Below are 24741 nucleotides of genomic sequence, written 5' to 3'. Positions count from 1 at the left end.
AACCGGAGGACAATGACGTGTCATTGACATGGTACCCCACACCCTTGCCGACGGCGAACTCGCGAACGGATGATGTCTGGTTTCACGATGATCTGCTTGGCTGGGCGGTGAACTCGGACGGCAAGCTGTTCCGTACCAGGGACGGTGCGCAGACCTGGGAGGAATTGCAGCTTTTCCCAGACAGCTATCTTCGCTGCGTCACCTTTTCCTCGCCGATGCGCGGGTGGATCGGCACATTGTCGGGACCACACAGGCTCTACGCAACGGAGGATGGTGGCGAGACGTGGCAACCGGTCCGTGGCCTGCCCGACAACAGCCCGGCCCGCATATGTGGACTGATTGCGGTCACCGACGACGTCGTTTTCGCCGCCGGCACCAATTACCCCGACGAGACCGCCGGCGTGTTGCGCAGTACGGACGGGGGAAACACATGGACACTGCTTGATCTCGGGCTCACGCCGGCACTCCTGGTCGACATCTTCTTTCAGGACGAGCGTACAGGCTGGGTTGTCGGAGGTGTGGACGAGGTTCTTCACCCGGACAGGGACACGGTGCGGCGTGACGTCGTGCCTGTCGTGCTTGCCACCGAAGATGGCGGGGCCACATGGCGCAACGCGATCGAAGTCAATACCGGCATCGGGGAATTTCCCCGGGGGGAATGGGGTTGGAAAATCCAGAAGCTTGGCGAGAGCACCCTGCTGGTGTCCCTGGAGAACCTCCATGACGGTGCGATCCTGCGTTCCAACGATCTGGGGCAGACCTGGGAAAGGTTGGCCATCAACGACAGACAACGTAATGCCAATCTGGAGGGTATCGGCTTTCTCGATGACAGCGTCGGCTGGGTAGGGGGCTGGGGGGACCTGTTTTTCCAGGGTGGCTACACAAGTGAAACCCTCGACGGTGGCAAGACCTGGAACAACGCCAACCATGTCGGATTTCGACTGAACCGGTTCCGGTTTATCGGTGACCCGGTCCGTGTGGCCTATGCGAGCGGCGACACGGTTTACAAGCTGGCGGAGGCGCCCATCCGACGCGACATGGTGCACGTCCCGCCGACCGAACTGGCGGCCGACAACGTAGTCACCTTCGACATCGATGTTCCCGAAGGCACCGAGAGGCTGGAGGTCCGGATCTGGGAACGGTTCGGCCGGGAAGTCCGTCACCTTCTGTCCGAGACCGCTCCGGCCACCGGGACACGCAAGATCACCTGGGATTTCGCCGATGAACGCGGCGAGACAAGCGATCCGGGCAGTTTCATCGTCCGGATCGTTACGGATGACACCTCAGTCAGCCAGATCGTTCACCACCGCAGTCGGAAATAAGCCAGCACAGCGAGGCAAGCCATGTCGACGAGAATTTACAGTGTTGATCTAATTGATCTGACACTTCTGAAAAGCCTTCCGTCCAAACTTCTGGTTATGGCCACCGGTCGCACCAGCAGCAGCGGCTGGAGTAACATCGGGCTCAGTCCCTTCATCTATGTCCAGCCACCCGCGGACGGCATTCTGGACTGTGACATGGTCGGGACGCCCGCGGCGCCGGGGCAGATCGTCCTGCCGGTCCTTGTCCCGGTCAGCGCGGATATTCTCCTGGCTAATGTCGAGAATTATTGGGGACCGGACCAACCTCTGACCGGTGTCCGGATTCACGCCGCTGCAAACGCGAAGACCGCTCTTGTCGGAAAGGCCCCCAAGGGCATGCCGGAAATGCGACTGGTTGCATCGACGTCAGGCGGCGAGATCGCATCGCCGAGTTTCGACGCCGACATCAAACCCCTGTTCCGCGTGCGGGACGCGGCGGTGATGAAGGCAATCAGCGGCTTCGACCTTCACGTCTACGAGGACGTCGCAAAGGCTGCCGATCGTATTCTTGCCCGGCTTGAAGACGGAACCATGCCCTGCGACGGGGAATGGCCGGAGACGGACATCGCCCTTTTCAAGCGCTGGATCGACGCTGGCAAGCCGGCCTGACCAAGCGGTGCGCGACGGAGGCGCTCTGGAGATGAAGATCAGTTCCTACATATCGCCGGACGTGTTTGCCCGTCCCGTGGCAAAACCGGCTGCGGCCGTCGCGTCGCCGGCTGCTACACCCGTTGTCAGCCCACCCCTTGCGCCAAGAGACGAGGCGGTGTTCTGGCTTACGGCGGCCGCGGAAATCGAGCACTTCCTGATGGTGCATTACCTGTTCGCATCCTACTCGCTGGATGAAGGACGGGGTGGTGATGCAGCGGACAAGGTCCGGATGCTCAAGGACATCCTTCGGCAGATCGCCAGGGAGGAAATGGGGCATCTGATAACCGTGCAGAACCTGTTGACCCTCCTTGGAGCTCCCTTGCATCTGGGGCGGGAGCACTCGCCACATGCGAGCGAGATCTATCCGTTTCGGTTTGCGCTGGAACGCGTCTCGCTTGACAGCCTGGCAAAGTATGCCATCGCGGAGAGCCCGGTCGACCGGGCCGCGCTTGATGCCGGGCTAACGGCGGAAGAACTCCGGCTTTACGACACCGAGCTGGAACCCAGGGCGCGCAAAAGCAATGACGGCCACATGGTCCGGCACGTCGGTCCCTTGTTCGCCAGATTGCGTGAGCTTTTCGCCAATGACCTCAGGGATGAGGATTTCCGGCTTGACCGGGTATCGCGCCAGGCCCGCTGGGACGACTGGGGCTACAGGCCGCATCCTTTCCCCGTGAAGGATATCGATCTCAGGGTGCTGGTGCACACGTTCGACCAGGTGGACAGCGCTGACGCCCGACGGGCAGCAGTGTCTGCGCTTCAGGAAATCGGTGACCAGGGAGAAGAGGCCAATGTCGACATGGGGGATGGCGAATCCCATTTCGAGCGGTTCCTTGCCTCCTACAAGTTGCTCGCGGAAATCGAGCAGGAAACGGGTACGGTGCCGGTCCGGCCGGTCGTGTCCGACCCGAATGTCACGGTGGCCGTGTCCTCCGGGCAGGGAGCCGGTGATGCGCCGGACGGCCGGATCACGGCCTCACGAACGCGCGCCTGGGCCCAGCTGTTCAACCTGAGATACAGATTGCTTCTGCGTTTCCTGGCCCACGCACTCAGGTCCGAAGGCCCGGTATTCGTCCGCCAGGGCGTGCAGTCCGGTGATCGAACGCCCAAGGGGGTGCTTGCCTACTGGACCTTCAAGGAGATGCGGCGGCTCAAGAAAATCGCGGGCAAGCTCGTTCAGATGCCGCTGAACGACGCCGGCGGTGAATCCAGGGCCGGACCACCGTTCGAATTGCCCTACCGGCTGGATCTGCCCCCCGATGATACGGATTGCTGGCGGGGCCATGCAGACGTTTTTCGCGCTGCGGAGAACCTTGCACGAGAGCTGACTTCGACCGATGAAGACCGGGATGATCCATTCCTGGCGTTTCTGGTCGAAGACGATGCTGGCAGCATTGCCGTGGCGGACCTCCTCGGCTCGGGCGGACATCTGCCCGCATCCGGTGCCGCGTATGAGTTCCGAAAGGTTGCTGAAATCCTGGATGAGGCCGTGCGCGGTTTTTCCGTCGGCCCGCCTCATCAGGCCTTCTGGAGAGACACCGATTTGCAGCAGTTCCTGGCCAGTTCCGTCAATCCGGTCAAGGCCGGCGATCCGGACGGCTCGGCGATCATTCAGCGTATCGGGTTGCCTGAGGAGAACCCTCTGCGAATGCCGCGTTATCGGCCGAGGATTGCACAGGTCCGGATCGACTATATCCGGGACTGGATTTCACGGGGCGCTCCGGACAGTCAGCCACCCGGCATGATCGGCGTGGTCTCGGAGCCGGAGCCCCTGCCGGAGAACTGATGCGGCACGGCAGAAACCGGCGGCTTCTGCCCAATAGCTGGAATTCCCAACGCCGGGTCCGACCTCATGATCAGGGAGCAGCTCCGAATTGCACGAATGATCCCCTTTTCCTGAAACGGAGGACCGAGATGACCACGAAACCACCTGCCGACCCGGATACTGGCCAGGTTCCGCTGGGTGAAGACAATCTGTGCGAGGTTCGAGATGCTGTCGAGCTTCTGGAATTCGTCGTTCAGACCGGCTACGTGAATCCGGAGGGCCAGACGGTGCCGCGGGAGTTGGTCGCGGCCCTTCAGGGGTTCGCCGCGCTGACTGAAGGCTCATCGAAGCCGGGAGAAAACGAGTTGCCGGTAACCGTCGCCGTTGCGGACCTTGTCGACTTCCAGATGCAATACATGGCGCTGGCACAGTTCACCGCACCGGTAACCACCGAGACACTGCGCAACACGGAAACTGGCGACACCAATGCTCCAAAAGTATCCCTTGCGCAGAAATTTACGCGCCAGATCTGGATCATGGCGATCGTGTTTGCCGTGGTGATCGTGGCATTCGATTGGGGCGGTGCACATCTTCCTTTCGAGAGTGACAGCGCCTCGGGCTGGAAGGCCGGGTTGACGGCATTTGCGAGCATCATCGCACCCTATCTCTACGGGGGGCTCGGCGCTTCAGTCTACCTCTTGCGTTCAGCGCATGTTTATCTCTACGAGCGCAGCTTCGACATGCGCCGGCAACCCGAGTATTTCAATCGCATTCTCTTGGGAACGATTTCGGGCGGTGCCATTGTCCTTTTTGCCGAAACCATAACGACCGAGGAGAGTGGGGTCATCCATCTCAGCACCGCCGCGTTCGGTTTCCTTGCCGGTTACAGCACCGACTTCCTGTTCAACACCGTTGAGCGCGTGATTGCCGCAATTCTCCCGCATGTGGGCGTGACTGGCATCAGCCGGACTGATCGGCCGAATACGCGTACGACGACCAGGGTAGACGTCACTTTGAAGGACTTGCTCGACCGCATCGACAAGTCCGAAGGCGAAGACCAGAAGTTCTACAGGTCACTGGTCACCAAGCTGTTCTGAAATCCATTATTTTCCGTCGGGCGCAGATCGATTTGAAAGTTCTGTAATAAGCACGCGTGATGTCGCCCTTTGTGCCAAGTAAACAGGAGGTCATAGTGCATAGTTGTATGTGATTTTCCATACTTTCGACTTAGCTTTGGAAAATTTCGTTTGGGGCAAATCGGCCCATCTGGCAGGAAAAGTTTACGGTTCAGACTAAGCGCCACTCTTTGGCAAGAACGAGAGTTGTCGTGTCCTTGTCTCGCGGCTGATGGATCTGGCGAATATCGATGCTGAAAACAAGTGCACGGTTGATGCCGTAAAAATGTGCCGCAGCCAGACGGAGCGCCCGAGCGGCGGTCAGCTGGTGACTTGCACACCCACGTGGTGCTGCAACATGATGTTCCGACTTAGCCGGATAGCCTTTGCCACGGCCGCATTCAAGCGACCAACGGAGATGTTCTAACCGTATATTCGCATCTGGAAATACAAAACGAGGTCGTGAATAAAATTTTATTTGCTGGTGGGTTCTATCTGCCCTCGTTGAGGAGCCGCTTCGAGCTGAGTTCCAGCAAGTGAACCTTACCAGTCTGCGGTTCATTTTCGCTCAGGATACGCACCCGTTCTGGTTGGAAACGCTTCCATCGAAAGTGTGAGATAGCGCCATCAGATTCGTGTACGAACTGCCATTTGGCCTTCTGCGAAGCCGATTTCTGACGCAAGAAGACGAAATCTCCGTCGAGGAGCTTTCATACAATCATCCATTGAAGAATCGCTGAGTACATATTGTTTTTAAGTATCGGCCTCAAGCTTCAATTCTTCATGGTCTGTGGTCGTTGGTTTAAGCAACTGTGCGGCTTCCACCCCCAGCACTCGTGCCAATCTATCAACCACATCAATGCTGGCGTTATACACGTTGCGCTCTAGGGCACTGATGTAGGTCCGATCAATCCCTGCTTGATGGGCAAGTTCCTCCTGTGACAGGCCTTTAGCCTGCCGCAACGCTCTCAGATTTTTTGCAAAAACCTCTCGGATTTCCATAAATCGGAGAGCAACGCCTTGAAGAGTATTTTACCACGGAGTATTCTCTACAAAAGAACCTCGAAGAATTTGATTACGAGGCTGGCTTTTTGCGTCCCGAGAAAAATCTCTGCGTATTGTACGGTTAACGTGGGTCAAATTCGGCGTTTTTTGCGTGTTTCGATGCGCCGTGTGCATCACGCGATGCATTGGGCTAACCTTACAACTATTCTCAATTATTGTTACAAAGAAATGGGCACCACCGCTTTCACGGCGGCACAAGGTAAAGGGGGCGCGCGATGACTGAACCGGGATTTCTCGATCAGGCACCGGACACAGATAAACTCACCGACTACGACAAAAAGCACTTCAAGCTCTATATGCGTCTCCTGGACGCCAAGGCAGACGGTGCGGACTGGACAGAAGCCACACAGATTTTGTTTGGTCTCGATCCGGCTCGGGAGCCTGAGCGGGCAAGGCGTATTCACGATAGCCATCTGGCACGTGCGCATTGGATGACGGAACACGGCTATCGGCTACTCCTGGCGGAAGGCGAGGGGAAGTGACCTCTGTTGGCGATGCATTCCGCGCATCATGTTCTCCCAACCCAAGGGGTTCCCTTCGCCATTGCAACTTATGATGGTTCCGGCCTCCAATTGCATTTTTCCTGCATTTCAGGAGGTTGCCGATGGTGCCGGATGTCTCGCAGTGGCGATCAGCCGCTGCGTACGAGTATTTTGACGATTCGAGTGTCCCCGACCTTTGCTGGGAAGGCCTTAGACGAAATACCGAATATCAGCGCGAATATGCCGAACTGAAAGCCGAAGGGAGGTCTCCCGACGAGATGGACATAATGCTCCGCGCACGCTGGGGGATCTCATTTCGCGACAAGTCCCGACCTGACCGCTCTGGATGAACCTATTCACTGGGAGCCGACAGCCGATAAGTCGAAGGTAATACTGACAAAAGCGGAAACCGGTTCTAAACCGGACGAACTCAGCATTCTCGACATTCAAACCCTCCGCAGCGGGATCACCCGCCAGAGCCCTGAAGGGCTGCATGTCATCATCGGAAAAGGGCTGAAATCCGTCCATCTTCTGCTTCAGGACTCTCGATTTACCGAATATCCGCTCTCGATCTTGTCTCCATTGGACGATGGTGCTCGCGCCCGGCACAGGGCGATGGGGCGCTTCCTGGATTTCCTCGAAGGCAAAGAGATCGGCGCGGACAGCCGTCTCACCCCACAGAAACGCCTTCGGTTCAAATCCATGCTGCGCGCGGTCGATGGCCGCACAAACGGTGCCTCCTACAGGGAAATCGCCGAAAACCTCTTCGGGGCCAGGCGGGTGGCGTCAGAGCCCTGGAAAACCTCTCCCCTTCGCGACACGACCATAAGGCTTGTGCGGGACGGCCTCGCCATGGTTGCCGGCGGCTATCTGGACTTGCTTCGCCGCTAGAAAGCCCGAAAGTTCGAAGGGGTGCGATTTTCGCATCCTCATCTTCGCACTCCCCCTCCGCTTCTTCCCTCCGCCATCGTGACCTCCATCGGCCGCTGCTGACCAGCGGTGCTCACAAGTCCCTGGAGGTTCGATCATGCCCGATCCGCTCGCCGGAATGCCGCCGCGCTTTCTGCGCACCCCCGAAGCTGCCCGTTTTCTTGGCCTTTCCGGCCGCACGCTCGAAAAGCATAGGACCTATGGAACGGGGCCTGCCTATCGCAAACTCGGTGGCCGTGTCGTCTATTCGCTCGAGGATCTGCAGGCATGGGCCAATCGTGGTGCTGTGACGTCAACCTCGGACCCGAGCGGACAGGTGCTTCCGGCAAAGCGCCATAATGCGCAGCAGGCAAGCGGTTCCCGCCGCGCTGTGCGATGAGGCGTGCCGTGGTGAACTACAAGGCGCCTTCGCCTCACGATCAGCTCGACTTCTTCCGGGCACTGCCCGGAGATCTTGCTCCGCGCGATGCGCAGGATCTGATGGCCTATCCCTTCTTCTCGCTTGCCAAATCCAGGCGCCTGAAGCCGATAGACTTCAAGGCGGGGCCGATCGTCATTCGCGTCGAGGCAGTAGCCGAGCACGGTATGGCGACAATCTGGGATGCGGATATTCTGATCTGGGCCGCATCGCAGATCGTCGAGGCACGCGACGCCGGCCTTCGGACCTCGCGCCTGATGGCAGCCACTCCTTACGAGATCCTGACGTTTATCGGCCGGGGTGTGAGCCGGAGAGATTACGATAGGCTTAAGTCCGCTCTCGATCGACTGCAATCCACGACAGTTGCGACCTCGATCCGTCAGCCGGCCGAACGGCGCATGCACCGTTTTTCCTGGATCAACGAATGGAAGGAGAGAGCTGACCATTGTGGTCGTCCTCTTGGCCTCGAGCTGATCCTGCCCGACTGGTTCTACGCCACCGTTCTTGAAGATGCCCTCGTTCTGACCATCGACCGGGCGTATTTCAGCCTGACCGGCGGTCTTGAGCGGTGGCTTTACCGGCTCGTGCGCAAACATGGCGGACGCCAGGAACATGGCTGGAGCTTCTCGCTCAGGCACCTCCACGCCAAGTCCGGCAGCCTCTCGCCGCTGAAACACTTCACCTACGACCTGCGCGACATTGTCTACCGGCAGCCTCTGCCGGGCTATCGCCTGGAATTGGTGCGGGCGTCCGATGCACCGCCGCGCCTGTTATTCGCTCCGACCAGTGAGGCGTCTGTCTCCCGCGCGCGCCATCGACGCCGCGCCAACACTCGCCCTGGGGGAAAGCTGTGAATTCACTCGTGCTATCAGGGACCCGAACTATCGTGCCATCGGGGACCCGAACCTCGTGCTATCGGGGACCGAAAACGCCTAATTTCGATGCCAGGTCAACAGCTTACGCTTCCCGTAACTTTCCTAACCAGAATTCCTTTGGAATTCTTCTAACGCCGGAGCGGTTTTGGGCCTCTGCGGATAAGTCCCCGAACCGCCGCGGATTTGCGTCATGATCGTCGCGCTGCTCAACCAGAAAGGCGGTGTCGGCAAGACGACGCTAGCGCTCAATCTCGCGGGAGAATGGTCACGGCGCGGCAAGCGTGTGACGCTCATTGACGCCGACCCGCAGGGCTCGGCCCTCGATTGGTCGGAAGCGCGCAGTCGGGAAGGCCTGCCGAGATTGTTTGGGGTCGTTGGTCTTGCCCGAGACACGCTTCACCGGGAAGCTCCGGATCTCGCCCAGAGCGCAGATCATGTTGTCATCGACGGACCGCCGCGTGTTGCCGGTCTGATGCGCTCGGCGCTGTTGGCTGCAGACCTGGTTCTGATTCCGGTGCAGCCATCGCCGCTCGACGGCTGGGCATCGGCGGAGATGCTCGCCCTCATCAACGAAGCGCGGATCTATCGGCCGCAACTGACGGCGCGCTTCGTTCTCAATCGCTGCGGTGCCCGCACCCTGATCGCCCGCGATACGGCTGAAGCTCTTTCCGACAACGATCCTCCGGTCCTTGTCCAAACCGTCGGCCAGCGTGTTGCCTTTGCGAGTGCCGCGCAGTCTGGCCGGCTTGTGAGCGAACTGGACAAGGACACGCCTGGTGCCCAGGAAATCGCAGCCCTGGTGTCGGAGATCGACAGGCTCAGGATCGAAAGGTCTGGGTCATGAGCAATCAGTCCTCGCGTCAAGGCTTTGCATCGCGGCCAGCCGATCCCGAAAGTTGGATCAAGTCGGCTGAGCGCAAATTAAATGCCAGCGCCGCGAACGGTTTTACCGCACGTCTCACCATCGATGTGACACCCGATCAGCGTGCCCGGATCAAGATCGTGGCTTTTCAGCGCGGGGTCACCGTTGCCGACATGCTGCGCGATCTCTTCGCGCGAGAATTCCCGATCACCGATGGAGAGAAGCCATGAGCGAGAAACCGCACCGCAAATGGATGGGCCATCCCTTGCCTGACGATGTCACCTCGGAGATGACCTTGGTCGAACTCACCTGGGAAAAAGGCAAGATCGAACACTGGATCCGCTTTGGACGCCACTCCTATGAGCACATCCTCAGCGGCAGCGATCGTATCGTCGGTTTCGCGCCCGGATCGATCTTCTGTTTTGTCCGTTGGGCGGCGAATGGCTACGGCACCATCGTCTCGCGCATCGATATCCTGAGTGCGGTAGGACGCGGCGCACCCTACCAGACGCTGCCCTTCGTGCGCCCCGGCGGGGAATTGCTTTTGAAGATCCACGGCTGGCCGAAAGTCGAGCGGGTGTTGCAGGCGATCGATGCGATCGAGGCGCTCGCCATCGATCCCGCGGACGCCTCACCGGACTATTGGCGGCACCTTCACAACCGGCTGACCGTCGGGGAAGAAGCCCATCCCTATACGCGGCCCGAACATCATGCCTGGCTTAAACGGCGGCGGGTACTGTGATGCGCCGGCGCAAATTCATCTTCGTGCTGACCGGATTGTCGGCAGCACTCACCCTGTCGTCGCTCGTCTCCACATGGCAACCACGCCTGATCTGGAATGCGTCCGCCAGTGTGCCGGTCGGACTTTATCATGCGTCGACAACTGGCCGGTTGGAGGTCGGTGATCTGGTTGCTGTCACGCCGCCAAAGGATCTCGCCGATTTCCTTGCTGAGCGTGGATACCTTCCGCGCGGTGTGCCGTTGCTCAAGCATGTGCTTGCGCTGCCCGGTACCGGTGTCTGTCGCAAGCGGGCAACAATCTTCGTCGAGGGCAGGCCATATGGACAGGCGCGGGAACGGGACCGGTTGGACCGTTCTCTGCCGCGATGGCAGGGCTGCAGTGTGCTCGAAGACGGCGAAATCTTTCTCATGAACCCGGACGCACCGGACAGTTTTGACGGCCGGTATTTCGGGCCGCTTCTGGTCTCTGCGATTACTGCCACGCTCACGCCGGTCTGGACTGAAGAGCCGGCTCGCTTCGAGCAATCACCGAACCGCCGCTCGCCTTCCCGATCGAGCGGGCAAGAGTAACGCCATGCGTCACACTGCCTTCCTTCTCCTTACCGGCCTGTTCCTCGATTGCATTTCGGCAGATGTGGTGTCGGCAGGAACCGCAACGTCCGGGCAACCAATACCAGGCGATCCATTTACCGCTTACATCGCAGAGGCTTCGCAGCGTTTTGGCGTTCCGGCGCATTGGATCCGAGCGGTCCTGGGCATGGAAAGCGACGGCAATCCGAATGCCGTCTCCGCCGCCGGCGCCATGGGACTGATGCAGCTGATGCCCGGAACCAGGGAGGAGATGCGCGGTCGATACGGCCTTAGCGCCGATCCGTTTGAACCGCGCAACAACATCCTCGCGGGAACCGCATATCTCCGCGAGATGTTCGACCGGTACGGCGATATCACCGGCATGCTGGCCGCCTATAATGCCGGCCCGGCGCACTACGATGCCTATCTGGAAACCTGCCGAGCATTGCCTGTTGAAACGCGGACCTATGTCGCGCTGCTTGCCCCGGCACTTGGCGGTCGCCCACTTCCGGATGCCAGCGGTGTATCCGTGTGCCCGCCGGATTGGCGTGATGCGCCGCTCTTTGTGGGTCCCAAAACCGCCAACGCGACGGCAAATCGGCAGCAGTTCGACGGTAGGTCCAGTGCAACCCCGCGTGCAGCTGAAACGGACCGCAGGTACCCGCGCTCCGGGACGGCTGGAACTCTGTTTGTCTCCAGATCTTCAGGTGAGGGTTTTCGATGAGGACGAATGGCGCATTTCGCAGATTGGAGTACTCCCGCGCAGGACAGAGCGGATTAGAGCCGGCGGCGTGTGACGCGGCCGAGGGATGGCGAGATAAAAGGGCGCAAGGTGCGCTTGGGTCGGTCGGTTGTTTTTGTTGGTCTTTTTGTTGTGTTTCGCAATGTGCTGCCAAAATCCGCAACGTGCGGTCAACGCTTATCGTTCTGAACTTGCTTGGATTTTTGCACCTTGCGGAGATGCGCCATGTCCGATGAGCACGATTTTCGCATCCGGCCCGGGCGCGTACGGTCATCGCGTGCGCAAAGGGGCCGCCCATTCATTGCCCAGGCACTGGCGGCCGCCCAGAAGGCTGGCGGACATGTGTCGCGCTCGGGCCGGATCAGCACCGGCAGGCGCTCGCGCTTCGGACGCGGCCGGAGGGCCAGTGTTCAGGCCAATAGGCTGCTGACCGGCAGGTCCCGCGTCGTGGTCATCAAGACGCGGGTCGTTCGTCATTCGGCACGATCCGCACCGCTCGCTGCACATCTCAAATATCTTGGCCGGGAAGGCGTGACCCGTGACGGGGAAAAGGCGCGGATGTTTAGTCCAGGCGATGATGCTGTCGATCCGAAGGAGTTTGCTGAGCGTTGCCAGGATGACCGCCACCATTTCCGTTTCATCGTCTCGCCGGAAGACGCCACGGACCTGGCCGATCTCAGATCTTTCAGCCAAGACTTGATGCGCCAGATGGAAAAGGATCTCGGCACTGAATTGGACTGGGTCGGCGTCGATCACTGGAACACGGACAATCCCCACGTCCATATCATCCTGCGCGGGAAGCTTGACGACGGCCAGGACCTGGTGATCTCCCGGGATTACATCAAGGAAGGCATGCGTGCCCGCGCCCAGGATCTGGCGACACTGGAGCTCGGACCGCGCACCGACCTCGACATCCGTCTTCATCTGGAGCGCCAGGTCGAGGCTGAGCGCTGGACACAGCTCGATCGTCAGCTTGTTCGAGATGGCCGCAGCTCCGGCATCGTTGATATGGCTCCTGATCCCGATAGGCAGCCGGATGAATACCACGCCCTGAAGGTCGGACGCCTGCGCAAGTTGGAGGCTCTTGGCCTGGTCGAACAGATCGGTCCCGGTCAATGGGCGATTGGCGACGGTGCGGAAGCAACACTGCGAGAACTCGGCGAGCGCGGCGACATCATCAAGCGGATGCACCGGGCGTTGTCCGATCGGGGGATCGAACGCGGGTCGGCAAGTTACGTCCTTGCGGCCGAAAGTCTGGACACGCCCATCATCGGCCGGCTGGTCGAGCGCGGTCTCGACGATGAGCTGAAAGGATCTGCTTATGCTGTCGTCGACGGTGTTGATGGCCGGACACATCACGTCAGGCTTCACGATATTGATGCAGCTGGCGACAGCGCGCCGGGGTCGATCGTTGAGCTCCGGAAATTCAACGATGCACGCGGGCAGCGCCGCGTGGCGCTCGCCATCCGCTCCGATCTCGACATCGAACGGCAAGTCACCGCTGCAGGAGCCACCTGGCTCGACCGGCAGAACATTGCACGTGAACCTGTTGCTCTCTCAGAGGGTGGTTTTGGTGCTGAGGTCAGAGACGCTCTTGAGCGCCGGGCAGAGCATCTGATTGAAGAGGGGCTCGCTGAGCGCAAGGGACGGCGTGTCATCTTTGCCCGGAACCTCATCGAGACACTGCGCCGCAACGAGTTAGAAGCGCTTGGCGAGAGGCTGGCAGCCAACACCGGGGAGCCATTCAGCCGTGCTGGTTCCGGTGAGTATGTAGCTGGCACCTACCGCCAACGCTTCGACCTCGCCTCCGGACGATTCGCCATGATCGATGACGGTCTCGGCTTCCAGCTTGTGCCCTGGACACCCTCACTCGAAAAATACCGCGGCAGTCATGTATCCGGCATCACCCGTTCCGATGGCGGTGTGGACTGGAGCTTCGGGCGCAGGCGAGGGCTCGGGTTTTAAAATCTGAACGATTAGGAGCGCCACAATGTCTGCGACAAAAATCCTCTGGGGCCAGCTTTTGGTGGTCTCTCTCATTGTGATGCTCACCTCTTGGGGCGCAACGCAATACGTTGCCTGGAAACTGGGCTTTCAGGCGCAACTTGGTCCTTCTTGGTTCGAAGTGGCCAGTTGGCCAATCTACTTTCCGCCGGCCTTCTTCTGGTGGTGGTACTTCTATGATGCGTATGCGCCGAACGTCTTTCTGCACGGCGCCGTTATTGCTGCTTCCGGCGGATTTCTATCCATTGCCGTTGCCATCGGCATGTCAGTCTGGCGGGCGCGCGAAGCAAAACGCGTTGAGACCTACGGGTCTGCCCGTTGGGCCGACAAGAAAGAGGTGAGGGCGGCGAATCTTCTGACTTCTGATGGCGTCATTCTTGGCTGCTACGAGGAAGACTATCTCCGCCATGATGGTCCGGAACATGTGCTCTGTTTTGCGCCCACCCGCTCTGGCAAGGGCGTCGGTCTGGTCGTCCCTTCGCTGCTTACCTGGCCGGGCTCGGCCATCGTCCACGATATCAAGGGAGAAAACTGGCAGTTGACCGCCGGCTTCCGCGCACAGCACGGCCGGATCCTTCTGTTCGATCCCACCAATCCGAAATCGGCCGCCTACAATCCGTTGCTCGAAGTCCGCCGCGGCGAATGGGAAGTGCGCGATGTTCAGAACATCGCCGACATCCTGGTGGATCCGGAAGGGTCCCTCGAAAAGCGGAACCACTGGGAGAAGACGTCCCATGCGCTTCTCGTTGGCGCGATCCTGCATGTTCTCTATGCCGAGGAGGACAAGACACTCGCAGGTGTCGCGGCTTTCCTGTCCGACCCGAAAAGACCGATCGAGTCGACCTTGGCTGCGATGATGAAGACCGCCCATCTGGGCGATAACAGGCCGCATCCGGTGATTGCCAGCGCGGCACGGGAGCTACTCAACAAATCCGAGAATGAGCGCTCCGGAGTCCTATCGACAGCCATGTCGTTCCTGGGACTTTACCGGGATCCCGTCGTGGCCGAAGTCACGCGCGGTTGCGACTGGCGGATTGCCGACATGGTGGGTGGCACGCGCCCAACGACGCTTTATCTCGTGGTACCGCCGTCGGACATTAATCGTACCAAGCCGCTGATCCGCCTGATCCTCAATCAGATCGGCCGCCGTTTGGCAGAAGATCTTCGGGAAAATTCCGACCGGCACCGGTTGCTTCTGATGCTCGATGAGTTTCCGGCTCTGGGGCGATTGGATTTCTTCGAGTCGGCCCTCGCATTCATGGCCGGCTATGGCCTCAAGAGCTTCCTGATTGCTCAATCATTGAACCAGATCGAAAAGGCTTACGGGCCGAACAATTCGATCCTCGACAATTGCCACGTTCGCGTCAGCTTCGCAACGAACGACGAGCGGACCGCCAAGCGTGTTTCCGATGCTTTAGGCACCGCGACAGAGATGAAGGCTATGAAGAACTATGCCGGTCACCGGCTGAGCCCGTGGCTCGGTCATCTCATGGTCTCCCGATCCGAGACCGCGCGCCAGTTGCTTACCCCAGGCGAGATCATGCAGCTTCCGCCAACCGACGAGATTGTCATGGTTGCGGGCACGCCGCCAATCCGGGCAAAAAAGGCTCGCTACTATGAGGACAAGCGGTTCAGCGAACGTATCCTACCGCCGCCCGAGCCAGCTTCGGCCATCCAAAGGCAGTGCGATGATTGGAGCGACCTGTCACTTCCTGCGATTCCCGAAATCAGCCCAAAAGCGTCGGAGATGGCTGCACAGGACGAGGATCCAACGGGGTCTGAACGCCGGCACCAACTGGAACTCAACAGAGTTGAGCCTGTCAAAGAGAAGGCCCCGAGCGAAAACGAATTCGAGGTCGATCTGACTGACGACAGTGAGGATGACACCGCCCGGACCAGCCGGATGACCCGGGTCATGCAAGGTGTAGCGCGGCAAGTCTCGCTCGATTCCGGCGATGGCATGGAGCTGTGACGACGATGAGGGCTCGCAAGAAGAAGGCTCAGATTTCTGCCTATCTCGACCAGGACGTTATGAAGATGCTCTCCGATTACGCCGAGCGCCGGGATCTTTCGCAGTCACTGGTCGTCGAGGCCGCCATCGCCTCCTTTCTGTCGCCAGACGCTGATGAGCGACGCGAAGCAGTTATCACCAAACGCCTCGACCAGATCGATCGGCGGATGACGCGGCTTGAACGCGATCTCGGGATATCCGTCGAGACCCTGGCCATCTTCGTTCGCTTCTGGCTTGCGACGACACCAGCACTTCCGGAACCGGCTGCGCAGGCAGCGCGTGCCAAAGCCGGTGAACGGTATGATGCGTTCGTCACCGCGCTGGGGAGACGATTGGCGAATGGACCGAAGCTGAGGCAGGAGATTTCCGAGGATGTTCCATGAGAACCAGATTAGGACAGTGAGATAAGGCGAGACTTATCTGTGTCCGCAGGGTTTGTGTATTGATTTAGGGACGTCCTCGCAGCAGGCTAGTGTACCAACTTACGGAGGAGACGATGCTTAAGCTGACGGGCAGCAAAGCGGCCCCATCTCGGTCGTTCACTTTGCTTTGGCTGAATACGAAAAGCAGACTATCTGCTTTGGCCGGTGCTGTGACCGCATTGGGGTGACATCGGCCCGACCGCCTTTTGGTGACGGTACTTTCAAAGCGGTCGTCCATATGAGAATTGGAAGTTGCGGGTTGATGTCTAACTGGGATTTGTATCGCGGTAGAAGTGCTTGCGAAAAGAGTGAAAATGCGCCTAAATCTAGTGCAATAGATTTCCTGGCAATGGTTGTTCTTGAGGTTTAGCCTCGCTCGTGGCACGGTCAGGCCACTTCGGGTCGAAAGCGGTCGAGGGGAGCGTCTGTTGGGCATGTCTGCTAAGCTACAAAAAATCTCGGCTGGTATAAGAGCGGGCATTTGGATCATCGTAGCAGCATTGACTTTTCTCGTGCCCTTGGCCGCCTCGTCCGAGCCGCTCCGCCCGATTGTGCTGATCCCAGGAGTATTGGGAACTAGGCTGATCGACAGCTCAAACGGCGACCTCCTTTGGGGAAGTGCAGCAAGCCTTCGGCGTCTGGACAGACTGGTGCTTTCTAATGGCCCCAGAGACCCATCTCCAGACGACGGCGTCGTCGTCGACGGTACAATCCAGGAGGTATCGGTTTTTGGGGTCTGGAAGACGCAGCAATATTCGACCTTGCGAAATCACCTTGCAGCCCTTGGATACACATATCAGGAGGACTTCTTTGAGTTTCCCTACGATTGGCGGCAGAGCAATTTTACGTCCGCCAAACGGTTGGCCGAATTTGTTGACTCAACCCCCGAGCTGAAGGATCGGGATTTTGATATCGTCGCCCACAGCATGGGCGGATTGGTCGCTGACATCTACATCAAGCGGGAGGATGCAAAGCGCCAAGTTCGACGCGTGATCTTTATGGGCACACCATTCAAGGGATCCACGGACACGCTTGCGACGCTGACCGACGGATGGGGTTCGGTCCAGAACTGGATGGCGGGCGGTTTGAACACAGTGCGGCGCTTTGCGCTGTCCATGCCTTCATTCTACGAGTTGTTGCCGACATACACGAATTGCTGCCGGCTCGGAGAACCAGGACAGTCTACAAACTACGATCTTCTGACTTTCAACGGCTGGAAGAAGGTTGCTTGGCTACCTGACCCGCTAAACGATGTGCCCGTCGACCAAGCCATTCGAAGAGCGCGGGAACTGCGGCGGTTGAGCGAGGAGCCTTTCCCGGCGAACGTCACGCCATTCTTTGTTGCAGGGAGCGGGTTCACGACGAGATGGCAATCCTACATCCAGGAGGGCGCCGAAAGCGTTTCGGCGTTTTCAAGCGGCGCGGGTGACGGGACCGTGGCGGAGATCAGCGCCACAAACCAGAACTCGCAACTGGCTTTTGTGTCTCTCGCGCAGCATTCGACATTGTTCAATGATGACGCCGCGCGGACGACATTGACGCGAATACTCACCGGCGTGCGCACGCCCGAGGATAGAAACTCCGTTGCCCTTTCTGCAGCTTCGCCGAGTGACGTGGTCGAACTGCACCGGATCGGGATTGAGGCCGAATCCTCGATCTTGGAAGAGGGACAAAGCACGGTCGTCACAGTCGAACTCACCGCGAATGCCAGCGGTGCGGCAGTCGAAACCGTCCCGGTGAGCCTGGAGTTGTCGGATCCGGAGGGACGGACAATTCCTCTGGAAGCGATTCAGGAAGTGGACGCAAGCGCGCCTCGGCCCGTCGTCAGATACAGAAGCACCATAGGTCCGTTCGAGTCGGCCGGGGCTGTGGAGGTGCGAGCAGCAATTTCGGGACTGCGAGCTACAATTCGAGATTACGTCGTCATTATTGAGGGTCCGCGCTGATGCCGAACCCATACGAAGATTTCAGAATCCTTCGAAGAGTCTTCAAGGCAATACTGCTCGTCGCTCTCTCCTTGTGCACCTTTGCGCCATCCTTCGCACAGGCTCAGTCGTCTATCGAAAGAATTCAGGGGTCGATGGTCAGAGTGCGCGTGCACGGCCAGAACTCGAGTGACCTGACCATCAACCAGTACGGAACCGGCTTCTTCCTCACCCCGGACGGTTACATCGCGACAGCATTCCATGTGGTCGGAAAAGACAAGTTCACGGGGGAGTTGGTCGACTGGAAAATGGAAGACGGCGTGCCGCTGCGCTTCTTCACCATCGAGTATCTTGGGCCGAACGGGGACGTTGTTACCTACAATGGCGCGGTTCAAATGGTCGACAGTGCGAGCTTGGTGGAGCTTGATGTCGCGATTCTGAAGATCGCCGGGTCCAGCTTCCCGGCCGCGCGCTGCTCGTTCGATAGGTTGGCCGTAGATACTCAGGTGCGGGGCGCTGGCTGGAGAAAAGGTCGCAGCGCCATCGACACCATTGTCCCCGGTCTAGTCAACGCCCCCGACCCTGCCGACGGCGAGCGGCTTCGTATCGTAGGCATGCGCGTTGACGACGGGCATAGTGGCGGCGCCATATTCAAGACCGGCACGGCAGTTGTCAGTGCCTTGGTGACCTCCGGCAGAGACGGCCGACTTGTTCCTGGAAGCACCGAAACCTTCGTCACACCGCTTCACATGCTGAAGGAACGATTTCCCTACAACCTCTGTGCTACCGGCGTTCCACCTCCGCCTCCGCTGGAAGCGTTTCGCGACTGCGAAGAATGCCCGAATATGGTTGTGATCCCCCCGGGCGAATTTCAGATGGGGAGTGCGCCCAACACCCCGTTTCCGGATGATGCCTCGGAGCCGATCCGCACCGTTACGATTTCGTCGTCGTTTGCTATCGGGCGAACCGAGGTCACTAATCAGCAGTGGCTCGAATGTGTGCGGGGGGGAGGATGCAGCAAAGATGCCGGGGGCGATATCGATCCACATACGCGCTATCCGATCCATTTCGTAAACCGTCAAGATGCGCTCGATTTTGTGCGTTGGCTGTCGTTGAAGACGGGACAAAACTACAGATTGCTCACCGAAGCGGAGTGGGAATATGCAGCGAGAGGCGGGCGCAACTCCATCTTCCACTGGGGCGACGCCATGGCGGACGATCTTGCTGCCTGTTGGGGGTGTCCGGGAAGGGGTGACACAAGCGTGTCGAGGAAGGCCTTTCCGGTCGGGCAGTTTCCGCAAAACGGCTTCAAGTTGTACGACATGTCCGGAAACGTCTCGGAGCTCGTCGAAGACTGCTGGTTCAGCAATCACCAGGATGCGCCCAGTGACGGACGCGCTCGTCTGTATGAGGGTTGCTCAGACCGGGTCGTAAGGGGCGGGTCATTTCTTGACGACCCGATGTCATTGCGCCTCTTCGCCCGAAGAATCTATGTTGGAGGGTCAGACAGATCGGAATCGATAGGGTTTAGAATAGCAAGGGATTTGCCAGACGGCTGACAGGAGTGCTCTCGGGTGTTTCTTGGGTACTCGAACCGACAAATATATCGACTTAATTGGGGCGGAATGCAGATCCCAACGCTTTGCGGAGGGGGCGCTGGTAAGTTGCGACAAGTTTCAAATTTGTAGTATGTCCATTTGCAGACGTGCAGATCAAGTCACTGTAAGGTGGGAATTGGGTCGTTCGCTGCAGGTCGGCTTTCTCAGTCGCTCGGCCAAAACCGGACCGTCCGGAGACGACCCCGAATTGGTCGTACCGTTGAACTCTAAATTGGCGTTTTCAGCGTTGATACAACCGCCCAGTTCCTGTCTTTGTACGCCATAGCACGACGCCGCCAAATAGCTATTGAACTCCTCCAAAATCACGTCCTTTTAATCATCCCCGCCCGGGACCGTTCCTGTCGTCCCCGGCATTAACGGGGATTCCATGGCGACGTTACATCAAGCTCCGGAAGGCCAGGTACGCAGCGCGCGGATGCTCCGAACAGCACTCGGTCCCACGATCACCCGTCTTCTGGAAGATCCTGCCGTGATCGAAGTGATGCTGAACCCGGACGGGCGCATCTGGATCGACCGCCTCTCCGAAGGCCTCACCGGAACCGGAGAGCGGTTGTCTCCGGCCGACGGTGATCGCATCGTGCGCCTGGTCGCACACCATGTCGGCATGGAAGTCCATAGCGGTGCGCCGCGAGTTTCGGCTGAACTCCCAGAGACGGGTGAACGGTTCGAGGGCCTTCTTCCCCCTGTCGTTGCCGCTCCGAGCTTTGCCATCCGCAAGCCCGCCGTCGCTGTTTTTACCCTTGAGGACTACGTTGCCGCCAGGATCATGATGCCGGCACAAGCCGAAGCACTCCGCTCAGGCGTCGTGACACGTGCCAACATTCTCGTCGCCGGCGGGACCAGCACCGGCAAGACCACGCTGACCAACGCGCTGCTGTCCGAAGTCGCCAGGACCTCCGAACGTGTGATCCTCATCGAGGACACCCGCGAACTTCAGTGTGCAGCCCCCAACCTCGTTGCCATGCGCACCAAGGACGGCGTCGCCTCACTGTCCGATCTCGTCCGCTCTTCCTTGCGTCTGCGCCCGGATCGCATCCCGATCGGCGAGGTGCATGGACCGGAAGCCCTTGACCTCCTGAAGGCGTGGGGAACGGGCCATCCCGGCGGCATCGGCACGATCCACGCCGGCTCCGCGATAGGGGCGCTGCGCCGGCTCGAGCAACTCATCCAGGAAGCCGTCGTCACCGTTCCCCGTGTCCTGATCGCGGAAACGATCGACATCATCGCCGTGCTCGCCGGCAGCGGTTCTCAGCGGCGTCTCGTGGAACTGGCTCGCGTCGAAGGCCTTGGTCCCGAGGGTGACTATCGCGTTTCTTCTACCGTTCCCGCAACTCCCTCCCAATCAGGAGAGCCTTCATGATCCGAACCATCCTTCATGTGCGCCGTCCTGTCGCCACTGCCGTAGGTGTCGCTCATGTCAGCCTGTTGTCCATTTCAGCTGCGCTCGCTGCGGGATCCTCCATGCCCTGGGAAGCGCCGCTTCAGTCTATTTTGGAATCCATCGAAGGACCGGTCGCCAAGATCGTCGCGGTGATCATCATCATCGTGACCGGCCTGTCGCTGGCCTTCGGCGATACATCCGGTGGGTTTCGCCGTCTGATCCAGATCGTCTTCGGCCTGTCCATCGCCTTTGCCGCCAGTTCCTTCTTCCTGTCGTTCTTCTCCTTCGGCGGCGGGGCGCTGGTCTGATGGCGGAGAACTTCGAACATCGTGATGTGGTGCCAGGTTTCACCGTCGTGGTGCACCGGTCGTTGAGTGAACCGATCCTGCTCGGCGGCGCGCCCCGCGCCATTGCGATCCTGAACGGAACGCTCGCCGGCGCTGTCGGGCTCGGCCTGCGTCTCTGGCTGGTTGGACTTGCCATCTGGCTGATCGGGCATCTCGCCGCTGTCTGGGCCGCAAAACACGATCCGCTCTTTGTTGAAGTTGGCCGCAGGCATTTGCGCTTTCCCGCGCATTTGACTGTTTGAGCGGGGAACCGGTTGATGATGAACCTTGCCGAATACCGCACGCGCAACAATCGTCTTGCCGATTATCTGCCCTGGGCCGCGCTGGTGGAGAAGGGCGTGGTGCTGAACAAGGACGGCAGCTTCCAGCGAACGGCCCGTTTCCGTGGACCGGACCTCGACAGCGCCGTTCCGGCTGAACTCGTTGCCGTCACCGGCCGTCTCAACAATGCCTTCCGCCGTCTCGGGTCCGGCTGGGCCATCTTCGTCGAGGCACAGCGTCATGCTGCCAATCACTATCCTGACAGTACCTTTCCGGATGCGGCCTCCGCACTCGTCGACGCGGAACGCAAGGCCAGTTTTGAGGAAGCCGGCGCGCATTTCGAGTCGAGTTATTTTCTCACATTCACCTATCTGCCGCCGGCCGAAGAAGCCGCTCGTGCGGAACGCTGGCTGTTCGAAGGCCGGGAGACCAATGGGCTGAACCCGCATGAGGTGTTGACCGGTTTCATCGATCGCACCGACCGGATCCTCCATTTGATCGACGCCTTCATGCCTGAATGTGTCTGGCTCGATGACGCCGGGACGCTGACCTATCTGCATTCGACGGTCTCGACCAACCGGCACCATGTTCGCGTGCCAGAGACGCCGGTCTATCTGGATGCGCTGCTTGCGGACCAGCCGCTCGCCGGAGGCCTGGAGCCGCGACTCGGAGACAAGCACCTGCGGGTCCTGACCATTACCGGGTTTCCGACGGTGACGACGCCAGGCCTGCTCGACGACCTCAACCGGCTGGCCTTTCCCTATCGCTGGTCGACTAGGGCGATCCTGATGGACAAGACGGATGCGACACGGCTTCTCACCCGGGTCCGCCGTCAGTGGTTCGCCAAGCGCAAATCCATTGCCGCGATCCTGAAGGAGGTGATGACCAACGAGCAGTCGGTGCTGGTCGATACCGATGCCGCCAACAAGGCGGCCGATGCCGATCTGGCACTTCAGGAGCTCGGCGCGGATCATGCCGGCATCGCCTATGTCACAGCGACCGTGACTGCCTGGGATGTTGAAAGCAAGATCGCCGACGAGAAGCTGAGGCTCGTCGAAAAGGTCATTCAGGGCCGTGATTTCACTTGTCTGCCGGAGTCCCTCAATGCGGTCGATGCCTGGCTCGGCAGTCTGCCGGGGCACGTCTATGCCAATGTCCGCCAGCCTCCGGTCTCCACCCTCAATCTCGCCCACATGATCCCCTCAAGTGCGGTGTGGGCGGGGCCGGAGCGGGACGAGCATCTTTCGTCTCCTCCCTTGCTCTATGGCAAGACGGAAGGCTCGACCCCGTTCCGGTTTTCCCTTCATGTCGGCGATGTCGGCCACACGCTCGTCGTCGGCCCGACAGGGGCGGGCAAGTCTGTCCTTCTGGCGCTCATGGCGCTGCAATTCCGGCGCTATCGGAACTCCCGGGTGTTCGCCTTCGACTTCGGGGGATCGATCCGCGCGGCGTGCCTTGCCATGGGCGGAGACTGGCATGATCTCGGCGGCGGCCTCACCGAAGGCGGAGACGTGTCGCTGCAGCCTCTTGCCCGGATCGATGCCGCCGCCGAGCGCTCCTGGTCCGCCGACTGGATCGCTGCCATCCTCATGCGTGAAGGCGTTACCGTCAACCCTGAGGTGAAGGACCATATCTGGACGGCGCTGACCTCGCTTGCCTCCGCGCCGATAGCAGAGCGGACGCTTACCGGACTGTCGGTGCTGCTTCAGTCCAACGATCTCAAACAGGCCCTGCGTCCCTACTGCATCGGTGGTGCCCATGGCCGCCTGCTCGACGCGGAAAGCGAGCACCTGGGCTCAAGCAGCGTTCAGGCCTTCGAGACCGAGGGATTGATCGGCACCGGTGCGGCGCCCGCCGTGCTCGCCTATCTGTTTCACCGGATAGAGGACCGGCTCGACGGATCGCCGACCCTGATCATCATCGATGAAGGCTGGCTGGCGCTCGACGACGAGGGGTTTGCGGGCCAGCTCCGGGAATGGCTGAAGACGCTTCGGAAGAAGAACGCCTCCGTCATCTTCGCCACGCAGTCTCTGTCCGACATCGATGGCTCGGCCATTGCACCGGCGATCATCGAGAGCTGCCCGACACGGCTCCTGCTGCCGAACGAGCGCGCAATCGAACCGCAGATTGCCGCTATTTATCACCGCTTCGGTCTCAACGACCGCCAGATCGAGATCCTCGCGCGGGCGACACCCAAACGCGACTACTACTGCCAGTCCCGGCGCGGCAACCGGCTCTTTGAACTGGGCCTTTCAGAAGTCGCGCTGGCCCTCTGTGCGACCTCCTCGAAGACCGACCAGACGGCCATTGCCGGCATCCTCGCGGAACACAGCCGCGAAGGTTTCCTCGATGCCTGGCTGCGCCACCGCGGTCTTGCCTGGGCGGCCGATCTCGTCCCCAACCTCACCAACCTGGAGACCTCGTCATGAGTTTCCGCCGATCCCGCGCGCTTGTTGCAGCCGCCGCACTCCTCACCATTCCCACATTGGGCTCCGTCGCCTTTGCCCCGCCGGCGCATGCCTGGCGGGTCGTGTTCGATCCGTCGAACTACGCCCAGAATGTGCTGACGGCGGCCCGGACGCTGGAGCAGATCAACAACCAGATCGTCCAGCTTCAGAACGAAGCGCAGATGCTGATCAACCAGGCCCGCAATCTCACCAGTCTTCCCTATTCGGCTCTGCAGCAGCTTCAGCAGTCGGTGCAGAGGACTCAGCAGCTACTCCAGGAAGCTCAGAACATCGCCTTCGACGTCCAGCAGATCGACCAACTGTTCCAGCAGCAGTATGGCAACATCGATCTGAGTACGACAGAGCAGCAGTTGATTGCCGGAGCGCGCAGTCGCTGGCAGAACACGGTCGGAGGCCTCCAGGACGCCTTGCGCGTGCAGGCGGGCGTCGTCGGCAATATCGAGACCAACCGGGCTCAGATGTCCGCGTTGATCGGACAGAGCCAAGGGGCCTCAGGCGCGCTTCAGACCGCCCAGGCCGGCAACCAGCTTCTGGCCCTCCAGGCCCAGCAGCTTTCCGATCTCACGGCTGTGGTCGCCGCCAACGGCCGGGCGATTGCCTTGAGCGAAGCGGAACGAACAGCCGCGGTCGAACAGGGCCGAATCCAGCGCCAGCGCTTCTTGACACCGGGCTCCGGTTACCGACCCGGCAACGCGCGCATGTTCAACAATTGATTTTTTAGGAGAA

Annotated in this window: 24 protein-coding genes and 1 pseudogene; 24 read left to right on the top strand and 1 reads right to left on the bottom strand. The window is 59.9% G+C overall.

Annotation, left to right across the window (positions count from 1 at the left end):
* Positions 1-17: 17 nt before the first annotated feature.
* The 4 genes and pseudogenes from B0E33_RS10230 to B0E33_RS10215 all read left to right on the top strand — a co-directional run bounded on the left by B0E33_RS10230 (position 18) and on the right by B0E33_RS10215 (position 4874).
* On the top strand, positions 18-1322 hold the full coding sequence (locus B0E33_RS10230; protein ID WP_077291147.1) for a YCF48-related protein: 1305 nt from the start codon (positions 18-20) through the stop codon (positions 1320-1322).
* 21 nt (positions 1323-1343) lie between these two features.
* Entirely contained in the window at positions 1344-1970 is a 627-nt protein-coding gene (locus B0E33_RS31205; protein WP_206051428.1) for a hypothetical protein, read from the top strand.
* A 226-nt stretch (positions 1971-2196) separates the two neighbouring features.
* Positions 2197-3798 (top strand): annotated as a pseudogene (locus B0E33_RS10220) (ferritin-like domain-containing protein); the annotation flags it as partial.
* 128 nt (positions 3799-3926) lie between these two features.
* Positions 3927-4874, top strand: coding sequence for a hypothetical protein (locus B0E33_RS10215; protein ID WP_077291145.1), 948 nt, complete (start codon positions 3927-3929; stop codon positions 4872-4874).
* A gap of 771 nt (positions 4875-5645) precedes the next feature.
* Here the strand turns inward: B0E33_RS10215 and B0E33_RS10205 are convergent.
* Positions 5646-5894, bottom strand: a complete 249-nt coding sequence (locus B0E33_RS10205) for a helix-turn-helix domain-containing protein (protein ID WP_077291143.1) — start codon at positions 5892-5894, stop codon at positions 5646-5648.
* Between the two features lie 278 nt (positions 5895-6172).
* Here B0E33_RS10205 and B0E33_RS10200 point away from each other — a divergent pair, with 278 nt between their 5' ends.
* The 20 genes from B0E33_RS10200 (at position 6173) to trbJ (ending at position 24728) form a co-directional block, all read left to right on the top strand.
* A complete protein-coding gene (locus B0E33_RS10200) occupies positions 6173-6439 on the top strand; it encodes a DNA -binding domain-containing protein (protein ID WP_077291142.1) in 267 nt (88 codons plus the stop codon).
* Between the two features lie 122 nt (positions 6440-6561).
* Complete coding sequence (locus tag B0E33_RS31625; RefSeq protein WP_077291141.1) at positions 6562-6789, top strand: transcriptional regulator domain-containing protein; 228 nt, start codon at positions 6562-6564, stop codon at positions 6787-6789.
* 223 nt (positions 6790-7012) lie between these two features.
* Positions 7013-7330 carry a DUF2285 domain-containing protein gene (locus B0E33_RS10190; RefSeq protein ID WP_228148077.1) on the top strand — a complete coding sequence of 106 codons (318 nt, stop codon included), beginning with the start codon at positions 7013-7015 and terminating at the stop codon, positions 7328-7330.
* Positions 7331-7466: 136 nt separating this feature from the next.
* On the top strand, positions 7467-7748 hold the full coding sequence (locus B0E33_RS10185) for a helix-turn-helix transcriptional regulator (RefSeq protein WP_077291139.1): 282 nt from the start codon (positions 7467-7469) through the stop codon (positions 7746-7748).
* A gap of 11 nt (positions 7749-7759) precedes the next feature.
* Entirely contained in the window at positions 7760-8641 is an 882-nt protein-coding gene (locus B0E33_RS10180) for a replication initiator protein A (protein ID WP_228148119.1), read from the top strand.
* Positions 8642-8852: 211 nt separating this feature from the next.
* Positions 8853-9506, top strand: a complete 654-nt coding sequence (parA, locus tag B0E33_RS10175) for a ParA family partition ATPase (RefSeq protein WP_077291137.1) — start codon at positions 8853-8855, stop codon at positions 9504-9506.
* The gene (locus B0E33_RS10170) at positions 9503-9754 is read left to right on the top strand and encodes a ribbon-helix-helix protein (RefSeq protein WP_077291136.1); all 252 of its coding nucleotides are present in this window, start codon (positions 9503-9505) and stop codon (positions 9752-9754) included. Before parA ends, B0E33_RS10170 begins: the two co-directional genes overlap by 4 nt.
* Positions 9751-10266, top strand: a complete 516-nt coding sequence (locus tag B0E33_RS10165) for a DUF2840 domain-containing protein (RefSeq protein ID WP_077291135.1) — start codon at positions 9751-9753, stop codon at positions 10264-10266. The genes B0E33_RS10170 and B0E33_RS10165 overlap by 4 nt, the downstream gene beginning before the upstream one ends.
* The gene (locus tag B0E33_RS10160) at positions 10266-10835 is read left to right on the top strand and encodes a S26 family signal peptidase (protein WP_077291134.1); all 570 of its coding nucleotides are present in this window, start codon (positions 10266-10268) and stop codon (positions 10833-10835) included. The genes B0E33_RS10165 and B0E33_RS10160 overlap by 1 nt, the downstream gene beginning before the upstream one ends.
* Positions 10836-10839: 4 nt before the next feature.
* Positions 10840-11559, top strand: a complete 720-nt coding sequence (locus tag B0E33_RS10155; protein ID WP_077291133.1) for a lytic transglycosylase domain-containing protein — start codon at positions 10840-10842, stop codon at positions 11557-11559.
* 243 nt (positions 11560-11802) lie between these two features.
* Complete coding sequence (locus tag B0E33_RS10150) at positions 11803-13542, top strand: relaxase/mobilization nuclease domain-containing protein (RefSeq protein ID WP_077291132.1); 1740 nt, start codon at positions 11803-11805, stop codon at positions 13540-13542.
* Positions 13543-13567: 25 nt separating this feature from the next.
* Positions 13568-15553 carry a conjugal transfer protein TraG gene (locus B0E33_RS10145; RefSeq protein ID WP_077291131.1) on the top strand — a complete coding sequence of 662 codons (1986 nt, stop codon included), beginning with the start codon at positions 13568-13570 and terminating at the stop codon, positions 15551-15553.
* Between the two features lie 5 nt (positions 15554-15558).
* Positions 15559-15975, top strand: a complete 417-nt coding sequence (locus tag B0E33_RS10140) for a CopG family transcriptional regulator (protein ID WP_077291130.1) — start codon at positions 15559-15561, stop codon at positions 15973-15975.
* Between the two features lie 473 nt (positions 15976-16448).
* A complete protein-coding gene (locus B0E33_RS10135) occupies positions 16449-17960 on the top strand; it encodes an esterase/lipase family protein (RefSeq protein ID WP_077291129.1) in 1512 nt (503 codons plus the stop codon).
* On the top strand, positions 17960-19498 hold the full coding sequence (locus B0E33_RS10130; RefSeq protein WP_077291128.1) for an SUMF1/EgtB/PvdO family nonheme iron enzyme: 1539 nt from the start codon (positions 17960-17962) through the stop codon (positions 19496-19498). The genes B0E33_RS10135 and B0E33_RS10130 overlap by 1 nt, the downstream gene beginning before the upstream one ends.
* Positions 19499-19925: 427 nt before the next feature.
* The gene (trbB, locus tag B0E33_RS10125) at positions 19926-20918 is read left to right on the top strand and encodes a P-type conjugative transfer ATPase TrbB (RefSeq protein ID WP_077291127.1); all 993 of its coding nucleotides are present in this window, start codon (positions 19926-19928) and stop codon (positions 20916-20918) included.
* On the top strand, positions 20915-21247 hold the full coding sequence (locus B0E33_RS10120; RefSeq protein WP_077291126.1) for a TrbC/VirB2 family type IV secretion system protein: 333 nt from the start codon (positions 20915-20917) through the stop codon (positions 21245-21247). Before trbB ends, B0E33_RS10120 begins: the two co-directional genes overlap by 4 nt.
* Positions 21247-21528 (top strand): VirB3 family type IV secretion system protein, encoded by a 282-nt coding sequence (locus tag B0E33_RS10115; protein ID WP_077291125.1) that lies wholly within the window; start codon positions 21247-21249, stop codon positions 21526-21528. The genes B0E33_RS10120 and B0E33_RS10115 overlap by 1 nt, the downstream gene beginning before the upstream one ends.
* A gap of 15 nt (positions 21529-21543) precedes the next feature.
* Positions 21544-23976: a conjugal transfer protein TrbE gene (gene trbE / locus B0E33_RS10110; RefSeq protein WP_077291124.1), complete on the top strand. Its 2433-nt coding sequence runs from the start codon at positions 21544-21546 to the stop codon at positions 23974-23976.
* Positions 23973-24728 (top strand): P-type conjugative transfer protein TrbJ, encoded by a 756-nt coding sequence (gene trbJ / locus B0E33_RS10105; protein ID WP_077291123.1) that lies wholly within the window; start codon positions 23973-23975, stop codon positions 24726-24728. Before trbE ends, trbJ begins: the two co-directional genes overlap by 4 nt.
* Positions 24729-24741 lie beyond the last annotated feature (13 nt).

Origin of the sequence: Roseibium algicola (assembly GCF_001999245.1) — a bacterium.
GTDB classification, from domain to species: domain Bacteria; phylum Pseudomonadota; class Alphaproteobacteria; order Rhizobiales; family Stappiaceae; genus Roseibium; species Roseibium algicola.
This window is presented reverse-complemented; position numbering and strand designations above follow the sequence as displayed.

What these genes read in the sequence shown, in the direction of transcription:
- B0E33_RS31205 (WP_206051428.1), top strand. Translation starts at nt 1,344, where the DNA reads ATGTCGACGAGAATTTACAGTGTTGATCTAATTGATCTGACACTTCTG.
- B0E33_RS10215 (WP_077291145.1), top strand. Translation starts at nt 3,927, where the DNA reads ATGACCACGAAACCACCTGCCGACCCGGATACTGGCCAGGTTCCGCTG.
- B0E33_RS10205 (WP_077291143.1), bottom strand. Translation starts at nt 5,894, where the DNA reads ATGGAAATCCGAGAGGTTTTTGCAAAAAATCTGAGAGCGTTGCGGCAG.
- B0E33_RS10200 (WP_077291142.1), top strand. Translation starts at nt 6,173, where the DNA reads ATGACTGAACCGGGATTTCTCGATCAGGCACCGGACACAGATAAACTC.
- B0E33_RS31625 (WP_077291141.1), top strand. Translation starts at nt 6,562, where the DNA reads ATGGTGCCGGATGTCTCGCAGTGGCGATCAGCCGCTGCGTACGAGTAT.
- B0E33_RS10185 (WP_077291139.1), top strand. Translation starts at nt 7,467, where the DNA reads ATGCCCGATCCGCTCGCCGGAATGCCGCCGCGCTTTCTGCGCACCCCC.
- parA (WP_077291137.1), top strand. Translation starts at nt 8,853, where the DNA reads ATGATCGTCGCGCTGCTCAACCAGAAAGGCGGTGTCGGCAAGACGACG.
- B0E33_RS10170 (WP_077291136.1), top strand. Translation starts at nt 9,503, where the DNA reads ATGAGCAATCAGTCCTCGCGTCAAGGCTTTGCATCGCGGCCAGCCGAT.
- B0E33_RS10165 (WP_077291135.1), top strand. Translation starts at nt 9,751, where the DNA reads ATGAGCGAGAAACCGCACCGCAAATGGATGGGCCATCCCTTGCCTGAC.
- B0E33_RS10160 (WP_077291134.1), top strand. Translation starts at nt 10,266, where the DNA reads ATGCGCCGGCGCAAATTCATCTTCGTGCTGACCGGATTGTCGGCAGCA.
- B0E33_RS10155 (WP_077291133.1), top strand. Translation starts at nt 10,840, where the DNA reads ATGCGTCACACTGCCTTCCTTCTCCTTACCGGCCTGTTCCTCGATTGC.
- B0E33_RS10150 (WP_077291132.1), top strand. Translation starts at nt 11,803, where the DNA reads ATGTCCGATGAGCACGATTTTCGCATCCGGCCCGGGCGCGTACGGTCA.
- B0E33_RS10145 (WP_077291131.1), top strand. Translation starts at nt 13,568, where the DNA reads ATGTCTGCGACAAAAATCCTCTGGGGCCAGCTTTTGGTGGTCTCTCTC.
- B0E33_RS10140 (WP_077291130.1), top strand. Translation starts at nt 15,559, where the DNA reads ATGAGGGCTCGCAAGAAGAAGGCTCAGATTTCTGCCTATCTCGACCAG.
- B0E33_RS10135 (WP_077291129.1), top strand. Translation starts at nt 16,449, where the DNA reads ATGTCTGCTAAGCTACAAAAAATCTCGGCTGGTATAAGAGCGGGCATT.
- B0E33_RS10130 (WP_077291128.1), top strand. Translation starts at nt 17,960, where the DNA reads ATGCCGAACCCATACGAAGATTTCAGAATCCTTCGAAGAGTCTTCAAG.
- trbB (WP_077291127.1), top strand. Translation starts at nt 19,926, where the DNA reads ATGGCGACGTTACATCAAGCTCCGGAAGGCCAGGTACGCAGCGCGCGG.
- B0E33_RS10120 (WP_077291126.1), top strand. Translation starts at nt 20,915, where the DNA reads ATGATCCGAACCATCCTTCATGTGCGCCGTCCTGTCGCCACTGCCGTA.
- B0E33_RS10115 (WP_077291125.1), top strand. Translation starts at nt 21,247, where the DNA reads ATGGCGGAGAACTTCGAACATCGTGATGTGGTGCCAGGTTTCACCGTC.
- trbE (WP_077291124.1), top strand. Translation starts at nt 21,544, where the DNA reads ATGATGAACCTTGCCGAATACCGCACGCGCAACAATCGTCTTGCCGAT.
- trbJ (WP_077291123.1), top strand. Translation starts at nt 23,973, where the DNA reads ATGAGTTTCCGCCGATCCCGCGCGCTTGTTGCAGCCGCCGCACTCCTC.